The sequence below is a fragment of the Porifericola rhodea genome (genome assembly GCF_030506305.1).
Classification (GTDB): Bacteria; Bacteroidota; Bacteroidia; order Cytophagales; family Cyclobacteriaceae; genus Catalinimonas; species Catalinimonas rhodea.
Window position 1 is genome coordinate 3,261,702 of sequence record NZ_CP119421.1, and the last position, 14,841, is coordinate 3,276,542.

General features: G+C 41.1%; 11 protein-coding genes. 6 read left to right on the forward strand and 5 right to left on the reverse strand.

The features are described 5' to 3' along the window. Complete coding sequence (locus PZB74_RS13310) at window positions 1-4,386, forward strand: S8 family serine peptidase (protein ID WP_302236795.1); 4,386 nt, start codon at window positions 1-3, stop codon at window positions 4,384-4,386. Between the two features lie 7 nt (window positions 4,387-4,393). Here the strand turns inward: PZB74_RS13310 and PZB74_RS13315 are convergent, their stop codons facing one another. Continuing rightward, window positions 4,394-4,894 (reverse strand): DUF4494 domain-containing protein, encoded by a 501-nt coding sequence (locus PZB74_RS13315; protein WP_302236797.1) that lies wholly within the window; start codon window positions 4,892-4,894, stop codon window positions 4,394-4,396. 333 nt (window positions 4,895-5,227) lie between these two features. Here PZB74_RS13315 and PZB74_RS13320 point away from each other — a divergent pair, with 333 nt between their 5' ends. Both PZB74_RS13320 and PZB74_RS13325 read left to right on the forward strand, forming a co-directional pair. Then, window positions 5,228-5,509, forward strand: a complete 282-nt coding sequence (locus tag PZB74_RS13320) for a site-specific integrase (RefSeq protein ID WP_302236799.1) — start codon at window positions 5,228-5,230, stop codon at window positions 5,507-5,509. A 180-nt stretch (window positions 5,510-5,689) separates the two neighbouring features. After that, complete coding sequence (locus PZB74_RS13325; RefSeq protein WP_302236801.1) at window positions 5,690-5,851, forward strand: tyrosine-type recombinase/integrase; 162 nt, start codon at window positions 5,690-5,692, stop codon at window positions 5,849-5,851. A gap of 36 nt (window positions 5,852-5,887) precedes the next feature. Here PZB74_RS13325 and PZB74_RS13330 read toward each other — a convergent pair whose 3' ends face one another. The 3 genes from PZB74_RS13330 to PZB74_RS13340 form a co-directional block, all read right to left on the reverse strand. Then, window positions 5,888-6,346, reverse strand: coding sequence for an RES family NAD+ phosphorylase (locus tag PZB74_RS13330; protein ID WP_302236804.1), 459 nt, complete (start codon window positions 6,344-6,346; stop codon window positions 5,888-5,890). A gap of 33 nt (window positions 6,347-6,379) precedes the next feature. Continuing rightward, entirely contained in the window at window positions 6,380-6,739 is a 360-nt protein-coding gene (locus PZB74_RS13335) for an Xre family toxin-antitoxin system antitoxin (RefSeq protein ID WP_302236806.1), read from the reverse strand. Between the two features lie 94 nt (window positions 6,740-6,833). Next, complete coding sequence (locus PZB74_RS13340) at window positions 6,834-7,904, reverse strand: helix-turn-helix transcriptional regulator (RefSeq protein WP_495885128.1); 1,071 nt, start codon at window positions 7,902-7,904, stop codon at window positions 6,834-6,836. 33 nt (window positions 7,905-7,937) lie between these two features. Between PZB74_RS13340 and PZB74_RS13345 the strand changes: the two genes are divergently transcribed. The 3 genes from PZB74_RS13345 to PZB74_RS13355 all read left to right on the forward strand — a co-directional run bounded on the left by PZB74_RS13345 (window position 7,938) and on the right by PZB74_RS13355 (window position 12,036). Then, the gene (locus PZB74_RS13345) at window positions 7,938-9,350 is read left to right on the forward strand and encodes an RtcB family protein (protein ID WP_302236810.1); all 1,413 of its coding nucleotides are present in this window, start codon (window positions 7,938-7,940) and stop codon (window positions 9,348-9,350) included. Between the two features lie 422 nt (window positions 9,351-9,772). Continuing rightward, complete coding sequence (locus PZB74_RS13350; RefSeq protein ID WP_302236811.1) at window positions 9,773-9,898, forward strand: hypothetical protein; 126 nt, start codon at window positions 9,773-9,775, stop codon at window positions 9,896-9,898. A gap of 89 nt (window positions 9,899-9,987) precedes the next feature. Further along, the gene (locus tag PZB74_RS13355) at window positions 9,988-12,036 is read left to right on the forward strand and encodes a hypothetical protein (protein WP_302236813.1); all 2,049 of its coding nucleotides are present in this window, start codon (window positions 9,988-9,990) and stop codon (window positions 12,034-12,036) included. Between the two features lie 145 nt (window positions 12,037-12,181). Here PZB74_RS13355 and PZB74_RS13360 read toward each other — a convergent pair whose 3' ends face one another. Next, window positions 12,182-14,833 (reverse strand): carboxypeptidase regulatory-like domain-containing protein, encoded by a 2,652-nt coding sequence (locus PZB74_RS13360; RefSeq protein ID WP_302236815.1) that lies wholly within the window; start codon window positions 14,831-14,833, stop codon window positions 12,182-12,184. Window positions 14,834-14,841: the final 8 nt, after the last annotated feature.

Sequence of the window (14,841 nt, forward strand, 5' to 3'; positions counted from 1 at the left end):
ATGAAGGGGTCTTTCTTACTAAGTAAACGATATTGGGCTATGGGTATTCTGAAGTGGTTAAGTTTATGGGCGTGTTGCCTATTGTTAATATGCAGTCAAAGCTATGCACAGCACGCCCGTAAGCTTGCTTTTCCGTCTCAAATTTCTTCTAATGATTATGCGCCTCAGACGCTGATTGTCAAGCTAAAAGCCCGAAACTCAGCCAAGCGTAGCCAGTCTCAAAATACACTTCAAACTATTAGCCAATGGCTTAGGCCAGAACAGCTGGAGCAGGCACTCCCATCATCTACATTGGCGGCCTCAAAATCTGCGAATGCTCGTGCCAATGTACCAAATTTACATCTGGATAACATTTATAAGCTGAAGCTTCCAGCAGGACAAAGTCTTGAAGAAGCTATTCAGAAGCTTTCCCAGTTAGAAAACGTTGAGTACGCTGAACCTTACTACCTTATGAAACCTCTGGGCACGCTGGCAGATGAATATGTGCCAGACGACCCTGCTGCCGCAAAATCTGGTGCTCAAAAATATCTTTCTTTGATTAATGCCTACGAAGCCTGGGCAATAGAAAAAGGAGAAAGCTCCATAGTAATTGGTATTCTAGATACTGGTGTAGACCTTGGACATGAAGACCTTGCCGATAACCTTTGGAGAAATGCCGATGATCCTATTAACGGTATAGATGATGATAATGACGGTTATGTAGACAATTATCTGGGTTGGGATTTTGCAGATTTAGATAATGATCCTACGGCAGACCAGAACGTTCATGGAGTAGAAGTTAATGGCATTGCCGCTGCCTCTACCAACAACGAAACAGGCATTGCTGGTACTGGTTTCAACTCTTCATATTTGCCTGTTAAGATATTTAAATCTTCTAATGGTAACTTTTACAATGGCTACGAAGCAATTGCCTATGCTGCTGATATGGGTTGTAAAGTTATTAACTTATCATGGGGTGGGGCTAATGCTTACTCCAACTTCGGGCAGGATATTATTAATTATGCAGTATTAGTGAAAGACGCAGTAGTAGTTTCTGCTGCTGGAAATAGTGGAGTTTTTGAAGATTTTTATCCCGCTTCGTTTGATCATGTGCTCTCCGTAGCCCAAACTGATACAAATGATAAAATTCGCTCAGCCACTACCAGTAGTTATTTTGTGGACTTAACGGCACCGGGGCAAAATGTATACACAACTCGCAGCGGTGATACTTATGCAAACAGCAGTGGGTCATCTATGGCTACCCCACAGGTTGCAGGCGCAGCGGCCTTGCTAAGAGCTCACTACCCGGAAATGAATGCTTTGCAGGTGATGGAAAAGTTAAGAATCAGCAGTGATGATATTTATGCCATAGGACTTAATAATCAGCATCAGGAGAAGTTAGGAAGAGGGCGTTTAAATATGGGCAAAGCCTTAAAAGATGTAGATTCTCCAGCCCTGCGGATGAGGGGTTTTTCTTACAGAAACCATGTAGGGCCTTACGCTTATTACAAAGATACACTAAGCATACAAGCCAGCTTTACTAACTATTTAAGCCCTACTTCTTCTGACGCCAAAGTTACGCTTTCCTCACCTTCTGAGTATGTTAGTATACTGGACTCTACCTTTATTTTGGGTACGCTAAACACATTGGAGAATGTGGAAATGGGCCAGCAGGCTTTTCGTGTTTATTTGCACGAAGATCTTCCTTCCAATGAGCAAATTTATTTTCGGCTTTCTTTTGAAGATGGAGAGTATACCGATTATCAATACTTCTTTATTGTTTCTTCTCAGAATAACATTCAGCTTGATAATGGTAAAATTCGTCTGGCAGTGAGTGGTAGCGGAGACATTGGTCAGGGTTTTTCTGGCGAAAGTTTAGTGGTGAATGGAGTCCAGTGGGCAAACTCATTAGGGCTGGCAGTAGGTACAGATATAGATAGTGTATCCGACAACATCATCAATAGTTTGACGCTACCGATACATAGCTGGGACTTTACTACTATAGAAAGCCTACGTTTTGTAGAAAGTGAGCAGGCAGATATTCTTTTAAGTTCCGTGTTTAATGATGCTGATGCCACAGCTTCTCTAAACCTTAGAGTAGAGCAGCAATGGCTTACAAATACCAGCGGATTAGGACAAGATTACCTTATTTCGGAATATAGAATTATTAAGGAGGAAGAAAATAGTGTATATGATCTCAATGTAGGCGTTTTTGCAGACTGGGATTTAGGTGACTCAACAAAAAATAAAGCTGCATGGGATGCCAGCCATACGATGGGCTATGTACACAGTGATACGCTATATGCAGGGCTGGCATTGCTAAGTGGCCATTCCCCCAATTATTATGCAATTGACAAGAAAAATCAGGAAGGAAATGTAGCAGATCTTGGAGTTAGTTTAAGCGACTCTATACGCTATGCCTGGATGTCACAAGACATTGCAAAAGCAAGTGCAGGGACAGAGGGTGCAGGGAATGATGTAGCTCACATGCTTAGTGCTACTATAGACACATTAGCTTCCGGGGCGCATTCACATGTGGCGTTTGCTTATCTTACCGGAGAAAGTCTAGAGGAGTTACAAACACTTGCTACTACTGCCAAAGCACATTATGAAGCTTTTCGGGCTAACCCTCCCCTACTTCAAACCCAATATGCCTGTATAGATAGTTCGGTGGTAATACAACCTAAAGTGAAGGGACTATATCGTTTTTATAAAGATGCATTCGGTACCGAACTCATCGCTGAAGATAGTATACTCAACTTGGAAGCTCTAGAAGGAGATACTGCCATTTTCTTAACTTCTATGGAATTGGGTTATGAAGGGCAAATGAGGAAGATAAAAGTAAAGATGCTTTATCCTGAAGCGGATTTTGCTGTGCATACAGTGAGCAAAGGTAGTTTCAAAAATGATACTCTGTTTTTGAGTACTGAAGATGCGGCAACCATAAAATGGAAGGACTTAAGCAGAGATGCTGCAAGCTGGTCATGGGATTTTGGTAATGGCTATATGAGTACCCAAGAATCACCTTCTGTAAAATTTAGTGAAGAAGGTAGATACATTATAAACTTGAAAGTAAGTAGTATAGCAGGTTGTGAGGATGTTACCAGCAAAGAAATTACGGTAGTAAAACGAGCCTTACCTGCTGAGCTAAAAGATCAGCTTATTTGCTCAGATGAAAAAATAACTATAGTTGCTGCAAATACTGATCAGATTGCTGTTTACAGTGATAAGTCTCTTAAGAACTTGCTATTCAGCGGAAAGTCATATACAACCGATAACCTTACTAAAGATGTTACTTATTATGTAGTTAATGAGAACACTGCTTACCCGAGCATAGCTATGCCGCTTTCGGTAAGTGTGTTACAGGCTGAAGTCAACATCAAACACGAACTTTATCTCTCAAATGAGAGCAAGTACATGCTTAAAATTTGGGCTGAGTCGGATGCTAAACTTAGTGATATGGAGTGGGTAGTGGACAATGTTACAGTTAGCAGATCAGATACATTGTATTATGATTATACAGAGCAGCATAATGCCATGCATGCTGTGAATGTAGAGCTGAAGTATATTCACATTGATGGAATTAGCTGCAATCAGCACAGCAAAAAAACTATAGATATCGTAAAAAGCCCAAAACCTTTTTTTCAGGATCAGCAGGTATGTAGGGGAGAAGCAGTAAAGCTGGCTCCTACTCAAGGAGTGAATTTCTACTTCTACAATGATGCATCACTATCTGCACCGGTCCACAGGGGCAAGAGTTATATTGTAGAGGAATTTGAAACCGAGCAAACTTTTTATATCACAAACATTGATAGTCTGGGGGAAAGTGAGGCTGCCGAAGTAAAAGTGGCTTTTAACAAGTTTGCGGATTTTAATATTGTTGAGGATACTATTTTCTTAACAGAAAACAACGAAGCAGTTTTTGAAGCTTTCTCTTTTGGTCAGGAAACTTCTAACATCAGCTGGTCATGGGATTTGGGGAATGGAGAGTATACTACCCGTGGAGCTAGTGTAAAACAAACTTATGACTCTATTGGTGTCTATCCTATCACTTTAATTGCTCAAAACAGTGAGGGCTGTACAAATACCGTCACGAAGTTATTGACCGTTGTGAATGTGACTGCTGCAAATGAAGATCCTGAAGAGAAAAATTTACAGCTTTACCCTAATCCTAGCGAGGGAAGCCTGTGGCTATGCAATAAAATATGGTATCAGAAAGAGGTTGTGTTGAGTTTAAAAAATGCTCAGGGGAAAGAAGTATGCCGGAAAGCTATTATGTATCATAACTTTCCGGTAAAAATAAATTTAAATGAAATAGCTCAGCAACAACTTCCTGAGGGTGTCTATATGGTAGAGTTACTAAGTACAGGAAAACGATTTTATCGTAAGTTGTTATTGAAACGCTAGATTAGCGTTATGCCTCCTGGTCTTCTTCAGAAGTCACCGGTTCAAAATTATCGGGGGCTTCTTGCCATTTTTCTTCTGCATTACTCTCGTAAGGAAATACTTCCAAAATAGGGCTTTCTCCAATTTCTGGTACCCTAAAATCTACCAGCATCCCTTTCAGGCTTTCGTAAACGCGGTCGTAGGCAGTTTTTACATCAGGAGCGGTAAGCAGAATATAATTAGTAACTTTTTTCTCTTTGCCACTGCCCTCTACTTCCAGTGTATAGGTCATTTTGCATTTATGCCAGGTTTCGGCATCTTCATAATGAAAAACATCCGTGAAATTGCTCTTACTAATATTTGAAACGTAAAAGTCGCCCTCTATCAGCTCTCCCATTTTCTCATAAATACGTGTTTCAGCTTCAGTAAACGAAACCGCATCTACCAGATACTGCTCAGATACGTTCTTGACTTTACCTTTTTCGTCCTGCTTCTGATATTTTACTTTACAAACGAACCAAGTTTTCATGCCGTGCTCCTTTTTAGTTTTTACAATAGTCGGCAAAGGTAAAGTGATTCATTAAAACAGGCTAATTAAATCTGATACTTCTTATAAGAAAAAGATGACAGAGGTAAGTAAGGTGTTCTTTATTATTGGTTGAAATAAGATTAAAGAAAAGCAAAAAAATAGGTGGCGTATCAACACAAAAAAGCCACTTACAAGATAGACTTATAAGTGGCAAATCTTAAAGCTCCTCCTCTTGGGCTCGAACCAAGTTCTACAAAAATATACACATCCTGTTTTAAGGCACTATACAATAGAACCATTAGTGATTATAAATTACCCCATCACCTCATCCTTTTGAGAGGCATAGAAGTAAGAAAGAACACTCTACCCAAAGATCTCAGTAAGGAAGATATTATCAAGCTTTACCAATATTTAACAGAAAAAGACCTCTCTGAATGGATAGCACAGAAGTATTTTATCTTTTGCTATCTCGATCAAGGAATGAACTTCACTGCTCTTGCAAAACTCACATGGAAACAGATTGGTAACGAAAGATTAACCTATACTAGAAATAAAACTTTAAAGCATCTTGATCCTGATATATTCTCTATTAAGGTTACTGATGAAACACAGTAAATCCTTAATCACTTTAAAAATCATAAGGACACTTTTTAAGATTAAGTCTTTTCTATTCTGGATGGAGACTATTCCGAAAAGGAAATTTTAAAAAAGATTGACAATAAGACTGGTAATATCAACGCTCACCTTAAGCAGATAGGGAAAAGCAATAGGTATTGAGCAAAAGATTACACCTACGTGTCTCGTTATATTTATACTACTACTCTTTTAAATGATGATGTTCCTATACATGTAATCCAAGAGAATTTCGGACATAAAGATATGCGAACTACTCGTAGGTATGCAAAAAGGCTAAATTTTGGCTCATTAGATAAGGTAAACGAAAACCTGCCTGGATAGAGGTTTATGAACTTTCAATTGGGTCAGCCTTGTCAATTATTCTTTCTTCAAAAACCGATCATCGTGCACGTAGTATGAAATATCAACGATAGCTACATTCAGTTCCGGATGAGACGGATTTAGTAAGTAATTATACTCCCAGGGTGAATGAAGGGAAGGAACCCGCAATATCGGTGAGTGCTGTTCTTCTATCCACTGTCTGCCATACTCCTGTGTGAGTGCTTTATCTACTTTCCAGTCTTTGGGCAATGGATCAAAATGATCTTCCAGTAAAGCTATGGGAGTATTGTAGGTTTCGATGAAAACAAGTTGGAAACGTAGTCCCAGATTGGCTACGCTTAAGTGGGTCAGATGTTCTAGTAGTCCTAAAGCACTGGAGCCTGCAGTATACAGAACCGCTTTTCCTAATGGATTCCACCGGCCACCAGTGAGTTTGGCTTCAGTACCCGATAGGTCTTGGGCGTATTTAGGTTTGGTTATGCGAAATAGATTCAAGGCTAAAGTGTATAGAAGTAAGAAAAGACCACTTTAGCTCAGTACTCCATGATCCAGGCGGATCAGTTCGGACTCCACTTCCCGGCATCCAGCAAAGGTATCTAATATCTCAAAAGGTACCCGCTGAAGGTAGGCATGGTAGGTATGCATCCATCGGTGAATATTCTCTACCGACTCCAGCGTTTCCATTGCCTGCTCATACACCTGTTGAATACGTAAGAATCGCTCAGTTTGCTGCCGTCCTAGTTTTTTTTGTTCCAACAAGTTATAGTATCCCTTTCGGCTTAGAGTCATCAGAAAAGCCATGTCCTGAGCAGTAAGCGAAAACTTTTGCTGAAAATCACGAACTTGCTCAGATGAGACACCAGCTTCAATATGGGTAAGAATGTCCATCGGTAACATTTTACAGTATCACGTGTAAATATATACAATTTACTAAACGTGTACCAAGTATATAAGTTTTTATTAACTGATCTGCGCAAAGGGTTTACTGATAATAATTAAGAGCATAGCTAAGCTTATTCTTGATACGGTTTCTTAATTTTTGCGGCTTAATTACCTCAACAGAATCACCGAATCCAAGTATCAGTCGTTCTAATTCAAAATTGAGATGTACCTTGATGCTAACGGTTATGCTACTATCATTTAAGGTTTTAAGTAGCTTTTGAGAAGTATGAAAAGGTTTTGTTAATACATAAGGGGCATTGAGCGGGTTGATCCGTAAAATGACTTCTCGTACCGAATTGGGATGCAGTACAGTTACCCCAATTGTATTTTGATAGTACGTATCTCCGTCAAAATCTTCTTCTAAGTAGGGAGTGTGGAGATCGTAATTGATCTCAATAATGCGATCTAGGGCGAGGGTAATCACTGGCCCTTTCTCTTTTGACCTTCCCACTAAGAACCAGCGGTTATTATATTCTTTCAAAATGAAGGGGTGGAAGGTTAGATTAGACGCCATTTTGGCCGTAAATGACTGATACGTAATGATGAGAACAACCTTCTTGATAATTGCCTGATAGAGAGAATCTAGATGAGACAAACCTTTAAGATTTTCATTTTTATCTAAATGAATCACCGCTGGCTGTCTGGTTTTTTCCGTGTATACTTTATCCTCTAATCGTTGAATGATACCTCCTAGCTCTGAGAAAAGAGAAAAATCTTTGAATTGCTTCAGCATTTCTACCGTTTCTGATAATACCTGCATATCAGTATCCGATAGCGGAATATCAGTAATAGAGTACGCTGGGTCAGCATATCTGTAGTACTTTTTGTCATACACCTCAATAGGAGCATTATAGCCTAACTTATCACTTCGCATCATCTGCAAGTCAGCCTGGATAGTACGTCGACTTACATTGACCGCTCGGCCTTCGTATTCATATAATGCCTCCGAACAAGCTTCTATTAGATCAGGAAGCGCCCATTGTCGATATCGGTTTTGGAAACACTTGTCAATTGTTTTATACCGAATGAGGGCATTCTTACTAAAAGCCATCGTATTTTTTTCAAAAAGTAGGCAAAAAAGTAAAGTGTGCAAAATCCCTGCGCACATCATTCTTTCCTTTGTAATGTTCAAAAAGAAAAAGCAATGGAAATCACTGGAAAGACATTAGTTGCATTAGGCTATCAGCCAGGAAAATGGTTTAAAGAAGCCATAATTTATGCCAATCAGCATCAACTAGAAGGAGAACAGCTAACAAATTATCTGGATAGTGTCAAACCAATCCACCAGCCTCTACATACTGAAACTGTTGATTTGAAGATCAATATTCACGCGGATAATGATCAAGAGCAAGGAAATGTTGATGCCGTGGTAGCTTCTATGAGAAAATTATTACGTACTCCAACAATGGTTAAAGGTGCCGTTATGCCAGATGCTTGCCCAACCGGACCCATTGGTACTATTCCGGTAGGTGGTGTAGCTGTAGCTAAGAATGCTATTCATCCCGGTATGCACTCTGCTGACATATGTTGTTCTGTTATGTTAACCGATGTGGGGATGATTGATCCTAAAAAGGTACTAGATCAGGCTCAACAAGTAACCCATTTCGGATTTGGGGGACGAAGCTATGATAAGCAATTTTTACTGCCTACTCGCCTAAAGAATAGCTTTAAAGACAACCCCCTGCTAAATAAAGAGAAGATGCTTGAAATGGCTCAATCACACTTGGGTACGCAAGGTGATGGAAATCACTTTCTGTTCGTAGGTAAGTCGGCTAAGACCGGGCATACCATGATGGTGACCCATCACGGATCACGGGGTGTAGGAGCTATGCTGTACAGTCAAGGAATGAAGATTGCTGAAAACTTCCGGAAGCAAATTTCTCCCGAAACGCTCAAGCAAAATGCCTGGATTCCTTTCGATACCGAAGAAGGCAAACAGTACTGGCAGGCCCTGCAAACCATTCGAGCCTGGACGAAACTAAACCATAGCATGCTGCACGATGCCACCTTACACGGTTTAAGGGTACAAGGGTATGATCGCTATTGGAACGAACATAACTTCGTTTTTCAAGTCGGATCGACAAGCGATGAGCCCCTATTTTATCATGCCAAAGGAGCCACTCCATTAGATGAGAAATTTTTGCCCGATAGTACGGGGCCTCGTCTAGTTCCGTTGAATATGGCCGAACCAGTATTAATAGTTCAGGGGGCAACTACGAAGGATAATTTGGGATTCGCCCCACACGGTGCGGGTCGTAATATTAGCCGTAGTGCGCATAAGCGGGAAAAGCAGGGACAAACGGAGTTACAAATCTTTCAAGAAGAAACGGAAGGAATTGACGTACGCTTTTTCTCAGGTGAGATAGACATCTCTGAGTTGCCGTCTGCTTATAAAAACGCACAGACAGTACGATCGCAAATGCAAACCTATGGGTTGGGAGACGTGATTGATGAGGTGCTTCCTTACGGTAGTATTATGGCGGGAGATTGGCAGAAAAATGCTCCCTGGAAGCGAAGAAAGAAAAATAAGAAGAAAAAACAGCAGTGCGCAAAATAACTGCGCACTCAGATCTGATCTTTGATACACTAAGGAAGGTCAAGAATAAGTTACTTCAACCATTACCAAGTTTACTTATTCAATTACCTCCACTAACGATTAAGGCAGCGGGCGCCGCGCGGTAGCTCAGTGGTAGAGCAGGTATAGCTTGCCAATTACTAATAAAATGGGTCAATGTAGGCTTACTTCTGCGCTCAGGACGCCCAGGTCGTGGGCGACCCACGCTGGGTTCGAATCCCACCTGCCTTACTCAGACTCAGGGTCAAAGCAAACTTACTTCACTCGGTATACTGCGGTTCGAATCCGCCTCAGAAGTTTGCTAATTACCATTTATACCAGGATCAATTACTACTTACTCCAACGTCTTTTGGGTAGATCAGTAGCAAAATTATCCGGTATTCAATCTCTTAAATAAAGTAGTCATGAACCAAGAATTACGTAAAGTCAGTCTTCGCCAACAAGCAGTATTCCTATCGGAAAAGGAGCTGATTGTAGAAGTGGATCACCGCTCAGATGATATCTTACTAAAAGAAACTACGGGGGCTTAGTAGCGAATGCAGCAAAATTAGGTTTTGCCTTCTCGGAAGAACTATTATGGGCACTTAATAAGGTTTCGCCAGCTGTTAAACTAGAAGTGTTGGAAGTGCTAAAAGAAATTACCGGCGTCAAAAAGAACTGGACTCCATTGGTGAAAGGGTGGGATGTTCCAACCGGCGAGTCGGTGATAGATCATATCACTACTTTTGTGTCTAACGCATTAGGTAGCAAAAAGGGGACTCGCCTTTCCTGCGGGCACCTAATTCCAGAAGATACATTTCCGTTGGAACGATATAACGGATGCCCATTTTGTGGGACCCCTTTTGAGTTTGGCAAAATTGAAACGTATGGGCAGGGTAGCAAACTCAAATTATTGGACTACTGGAAAGAAAATGATTTACAGAGGTTTTTCTGCGATCTACTTCAGTCTAAAACAGCATTAGACGCTACCCAAACAGAAAGTTTGCAAATATTGCTAACCTACTGCACCATTCCTGAACAAGTATCAGTGGGAATGAAGGAGACATTGATGTTAGTGGTGGATACACTCATAGATCAAGACCGAAGTGCGGAGTGTAGCCGGTTATTTACTAGTCCTCACGATATTCTGCGTTACCTATGGTATAAGCATACGGGGTTCTTACAGGTCGTAGAACCTAAGACAATTATGAACCGTATTGCGCGAAATAACCAGCATGTATTCCAACCAGCCGATGAAAGCGTGTTAGCTAAAATACAGTCTGAAGCAGACTTAAAATTGAGGTACAATCGGAAGGAGTGCAGGCGAGTAACCCAGTGGTTGAATGACTTACCGATGGATGCTGAGAAAGTAGCCGAAATTATGCATCCCAAACGAAGCATGTGGGTACGCTTTATCCGGGCTTTGCGGTTAGCCGAATATAGCAAAAGGAAAGGTTTTGAGAATTTAGCGCGTTTGTTAGATGTATTCTACAATGAAACCTATTCGGTATGGCAAGGAAAGGTCAATCACTATCGGCTAAAGACTGACGCTGACAACACATTTAGATTATTGAAGCAACGGCCTGGTCTATTTGCTCGCTCGTTATTCTCTAATATGCTTTGGTTTGGTCCGGAAGTTACACTATCTCACTTTCGCGAAGTGTTGGATCAATTACCAGCCCGACTGTTATTGACCCTAAATATGTATGCCCAGACCTATTTTGAGCAAGATACTTTCAGGAGCGTACAACCTTTAGGAAGCACTAGAAAGCGTATATCTTCGCATCCCCTGCTAAAACTCTATGATGAAAAGATCCTACAGAAAATGAAGGACAGTATTGAAGGGCTATGTTTAGAAGCAATGCAGCTACGCTTTTCTGAGCTTGAAAACTCAAACAAAACAGTTTTCATCGATTCTCAATTGTTTAATGTTCCTCTCTCCATTGGTGATCGTAGTGAAACCGTACAGGATTTGCCTTCAGCTTTGATGGGAACTCGCTTCCCTGTGCAAGGAGATAAGGTGCGGCTGTTCATGCGGTGGGGAGAAGGTTTAAAAGCCCAGCATCTTGATATGGACTTGAGCTGTTTTGTAGGTTATCCAGATGGTGTTACAGACTATTGCTCTTATTTGCAGCTAGTAATTCCCGGTTGTAAACATAGTGGCGATATTCGAAGCATTCCTCATCAGGTAGGTACTGCCGAATATATTGAACTTGATGTGACAAAACTATCTAGCCGCGGTGCTCAATACGTAAGTTTCACCTGTAATGCTTATTCTACCGGAGGTCTTTCTCTTAACTTAGTAGTAGGTTGGATGGATAGCCAGTTTCCAATGAAGATTTCAGAAAAGACCGGAATAGCCTATGATCCATCTTGTGTGCAGCATCAAGTGCGAGTTACTAAAAGTATCACCAAAGGATTGGTGTTTGGAGTATTAGATGTAGAAAAGCGTGAGGTTGTCTGGCTTGAAATGAGTTTTGCAGGACAAGTGGTGAATAACCTAGATTTGAAAGGAGTAAAAGTGCTCCTAGGCAAGCTAGATAGCAAGCTTAGTATTGGTAATCTTTTAACCTTAAAGGCTACTGCTCAAAATCTGTCTTTGGTAGATTCCGCTGATTTAGCTGATGAAGTGTATGACGCCCAGTGGGCTACGAATACCGCAGCGGTTAGCCGGTTGCTAGTGGATTAGTGCGTTTGTTATGTACTTTTCCGTTTTTCTAGAAATAGTGAACAGTGGCCTTTTATAGGCTAATATCGGCTCGATAGCCTAATATGGGATCAGTATAAATAGTCAATAAAAATAGAGTAGACATAAGTGTTGGGTATTTTATTTCTTATTGCTTTTGAATGCGATAAGTAGATTGTTGAGTTCCTTGTCGAATCATTAATATGTATATGCCGGAAGGTAAACTTGATAGCTGTAACTGTTGCATCGGATTAGCAATAGCCTCATCTAGCACTTTATTACCAATAATATCTAGTAGCTGCACCCTGCCGCCGTTCCCGGCCGCAAGCCCCGTAAGGGTAAGTCGATCGCTAACTGGGTTAGGAAAATAGCGTAGTGTTGATTCCACCTCTCCGGGAAGTGCTGTTATTTGATTCTCATCATCCGGTTGCTCTTGGATGGTTATGCTTTCTAACCAAAGGGTACTACCCGCAATGACGGAAAGCTGGAGGATTTCATGAGTGCTGTCAATGGTAATCTGATCCAAGGAAGCTTCGTGCATGAGCCCCTGGTGGTCGGCTCGAAGGCGGTAAGTAGCTTCAGGTAGTCCTTCAAAGCGGAAGTATCCTTTCTCATTGGTAAAAGTGCGGGCCACTACGTACTGATTTTCATCAAGTAAATAAACCGCTACCTGGCTGATAGGATCGCCCTCGGCCAGTTGTTCTCCGAGCTGCAATCGCCCATTATCTACATCCCTTTGCAATAGTACGCCTTCTATAACGCCAGTCATTTCGCTACTTCCTGGCGTGCTAGCTACCGATTGCCAAAGCATAGTAACGGAAAGCACCGTATCTTGACTTAGCTCGATCTTCTGCGCTTCAGCTAGCGTAAGTACCTCACCCAGATAACTAGTTATACAGCTTGTATCTTTCACCTGAATGCTCAATGTATACGTGCCAGCTGGCAATCCTGTCAATGAAAGGGCTGTGGTTTCCGTTGTTATGATGGTATCTACGTTCCAGACTCCTTGTTGTTGCTGGAATAGAGTAGCAGTAAGTGTAGTAGCAGGTGCTAAATCCTCTACGGAGAGTGTAATCGTATAGCGCATTGGGGTGACGGCAGGAAAGTTCACCTTAAGTGTATCGCTTACACTATTTACAGCGCCTGAAGCGTTTTGAACCCTGTTTTCGGGAAGATACACCCACGCCGTACTTTCGGGCACACCTAATAGAGTAGCGGTAAATAATACACTATCAGATGTGAACATGTCAGTAAGCACTGCACCCTCTATCATTATATCTTCTGGCGTGAAGCCCTTCACTTCTTCACTAAAAGTAATAGCTATGTTAGCATGCTGGAAGGTCAGTGTATCTATATTGATCGTAACTATGATGGGTTCTGGTGGAGGGATTACATTGATTGTTATAGCATACGGATCACTATCATACTTGCCATCATTGACCACTACGGGCACCGATAAAGTTCCGACAAAACCACTATGAGGCTGGATGCTCGTATCATCTACCGTATAGTGTGCACCAGGTAGCAAGCGTAGAGAAAAATCGGTGAGATAATTACTATTATTATCTACGACGATCAGATCGTCTAATGATACTGATAGCGGTAGGTTCTGCGGCGTACTTAGATCAGCAACTGTACCATGAATTATGGGACGGTCATTAAAAGCTAACTTAACTACCGAGTTTGTTTCACTCTGTCCATGGAAGTGAAATGAAGAGAACAAGAATACAGTATCGTGCCCAGCAACTACTGGGAAGATTTCCTCTGATGTTGTGTAAACTTCTTCTGGGAGTCTTAACTCCGGAACAAACGTTCCATCAGTTTTTATAAAGCCCACTGATAAGGAGTCATTGCTAGAATACCCTGATACTAAGTATCCTTCTCTAAAGCGCCTATTATACTTCAGATAAGTGTAATCCGGAGCAGTATTTAAAAAGTTGGTAGTAACTTTGTTATTTATCTCGCCATTGCTGTATAGTTTAACAAAGCTACGAGTCGTGAGCCCACCGTATTGTTTAAAGTTGCCGGTTACTAATAAGTTGTCATCCTTAAGGGTAGTTATTTCGCTAAAAATAGCCTTTGGTTCAGTAATGGAGTTAAAAGAGGAGTCTACCGTTCCATTCCAATTTAACCGGCAAATTTGATTACCTCCATCCCTTTGAATCAAATCAATAATGATTCCATTAGATTGTAGACTTAAAGGTGAAAACCCACCAGATACTTCACGATAATATTCCGTAAAAGATAGATTGCGGGTACCATTGCTCTTGAACATATTGATCACGTTGGGTGAGTTGGTAATGATTTTGTTCCCAGCTAGCTCAAACTTGTCTACATAATAATATGTATCTTCGGGCCAACCAAGCGGCGCTTGAATATCACTGGAAACGAAGGTGGAGTCTATCTGAGCTTTGCTATTGATTCTTAGTAATCTGTTGCTTAACGCTACTATGATGGTATCACCATCAACGAATGTAAGCTGTGAAGCTTGTTGATTATTAGCTGCATATTTGATAACATCCTGCTTAATCTGAAAAGCAGGGTCAACAGCCCCTTTAGTATCCATGATGGCTATGTTTCTAGTATGTACTCCTCCCAGATCAACAAAATCCCCGCCTACAACTAGCTTTCCTTCGAAGTAGTCACCTCGGTTGATATAGCCTTGTTTGCCTATGGGGGGCAAAAAAGTTGTATCTAATTGCCCATCAGAAGTCAGTTTTCCTAAACCATACTCAACCTTTTGATAAGAAGAATGACCGAAAAGGATGTTATCATCCTTATCAAATGCTATAGTCCCCATTTGAGTAT

Coding starts and splice junctions, on each gene's coding strand:
- PZB74_RS13340 (WP_495885128.1), bottom strand. CDS start 7,904: ATGATGTGCGCAGGGATTTTGCACACTTTACTTTTTTGCCTACTTTTT.
- PZB74_RS13335 (WP_302236806.1), bottom strand. CDS start 6,739: ATGGACATTCTTACCCATATTGAAGCTGGTGTCTCATCTGAGCAAGTT.
- PZB74_RS13310 (WP_302236795.1), top strand. CDS start 1: ATGAAGGGGTCTTTCTTACTAAGTAAACGATATTGGGCTATGGGTATT.
- PZB74_RS13315 (WP_302236797.1), bottom strand. CDS start 4,894: ATGAAAACTTGGTTCGTTTGTAAAGTAAAATATCAGAAGCAGGACGAA.
- PZB74_RS13345 (WP_302236810.1), top strand. CDS start 7,938: ATGGAAATCACTGGAAAGACATTAGTTGCATTAGGCTATCAGCCAGGA.
- PZB74_RS13360 (WP_302236815.1), bottom strand. CDS start 14,833: ATGGGGACTATAGCATTTGATAAGGATGATAACATCCTTTTCGGTCAT.
- PZB74_RS13350 (WP_302236811.1), top strand. CDS start 9,773: ATGAACCAAGAATTACGTAAAGTCAGTCTTCGCCAACAAGCAGTATTC.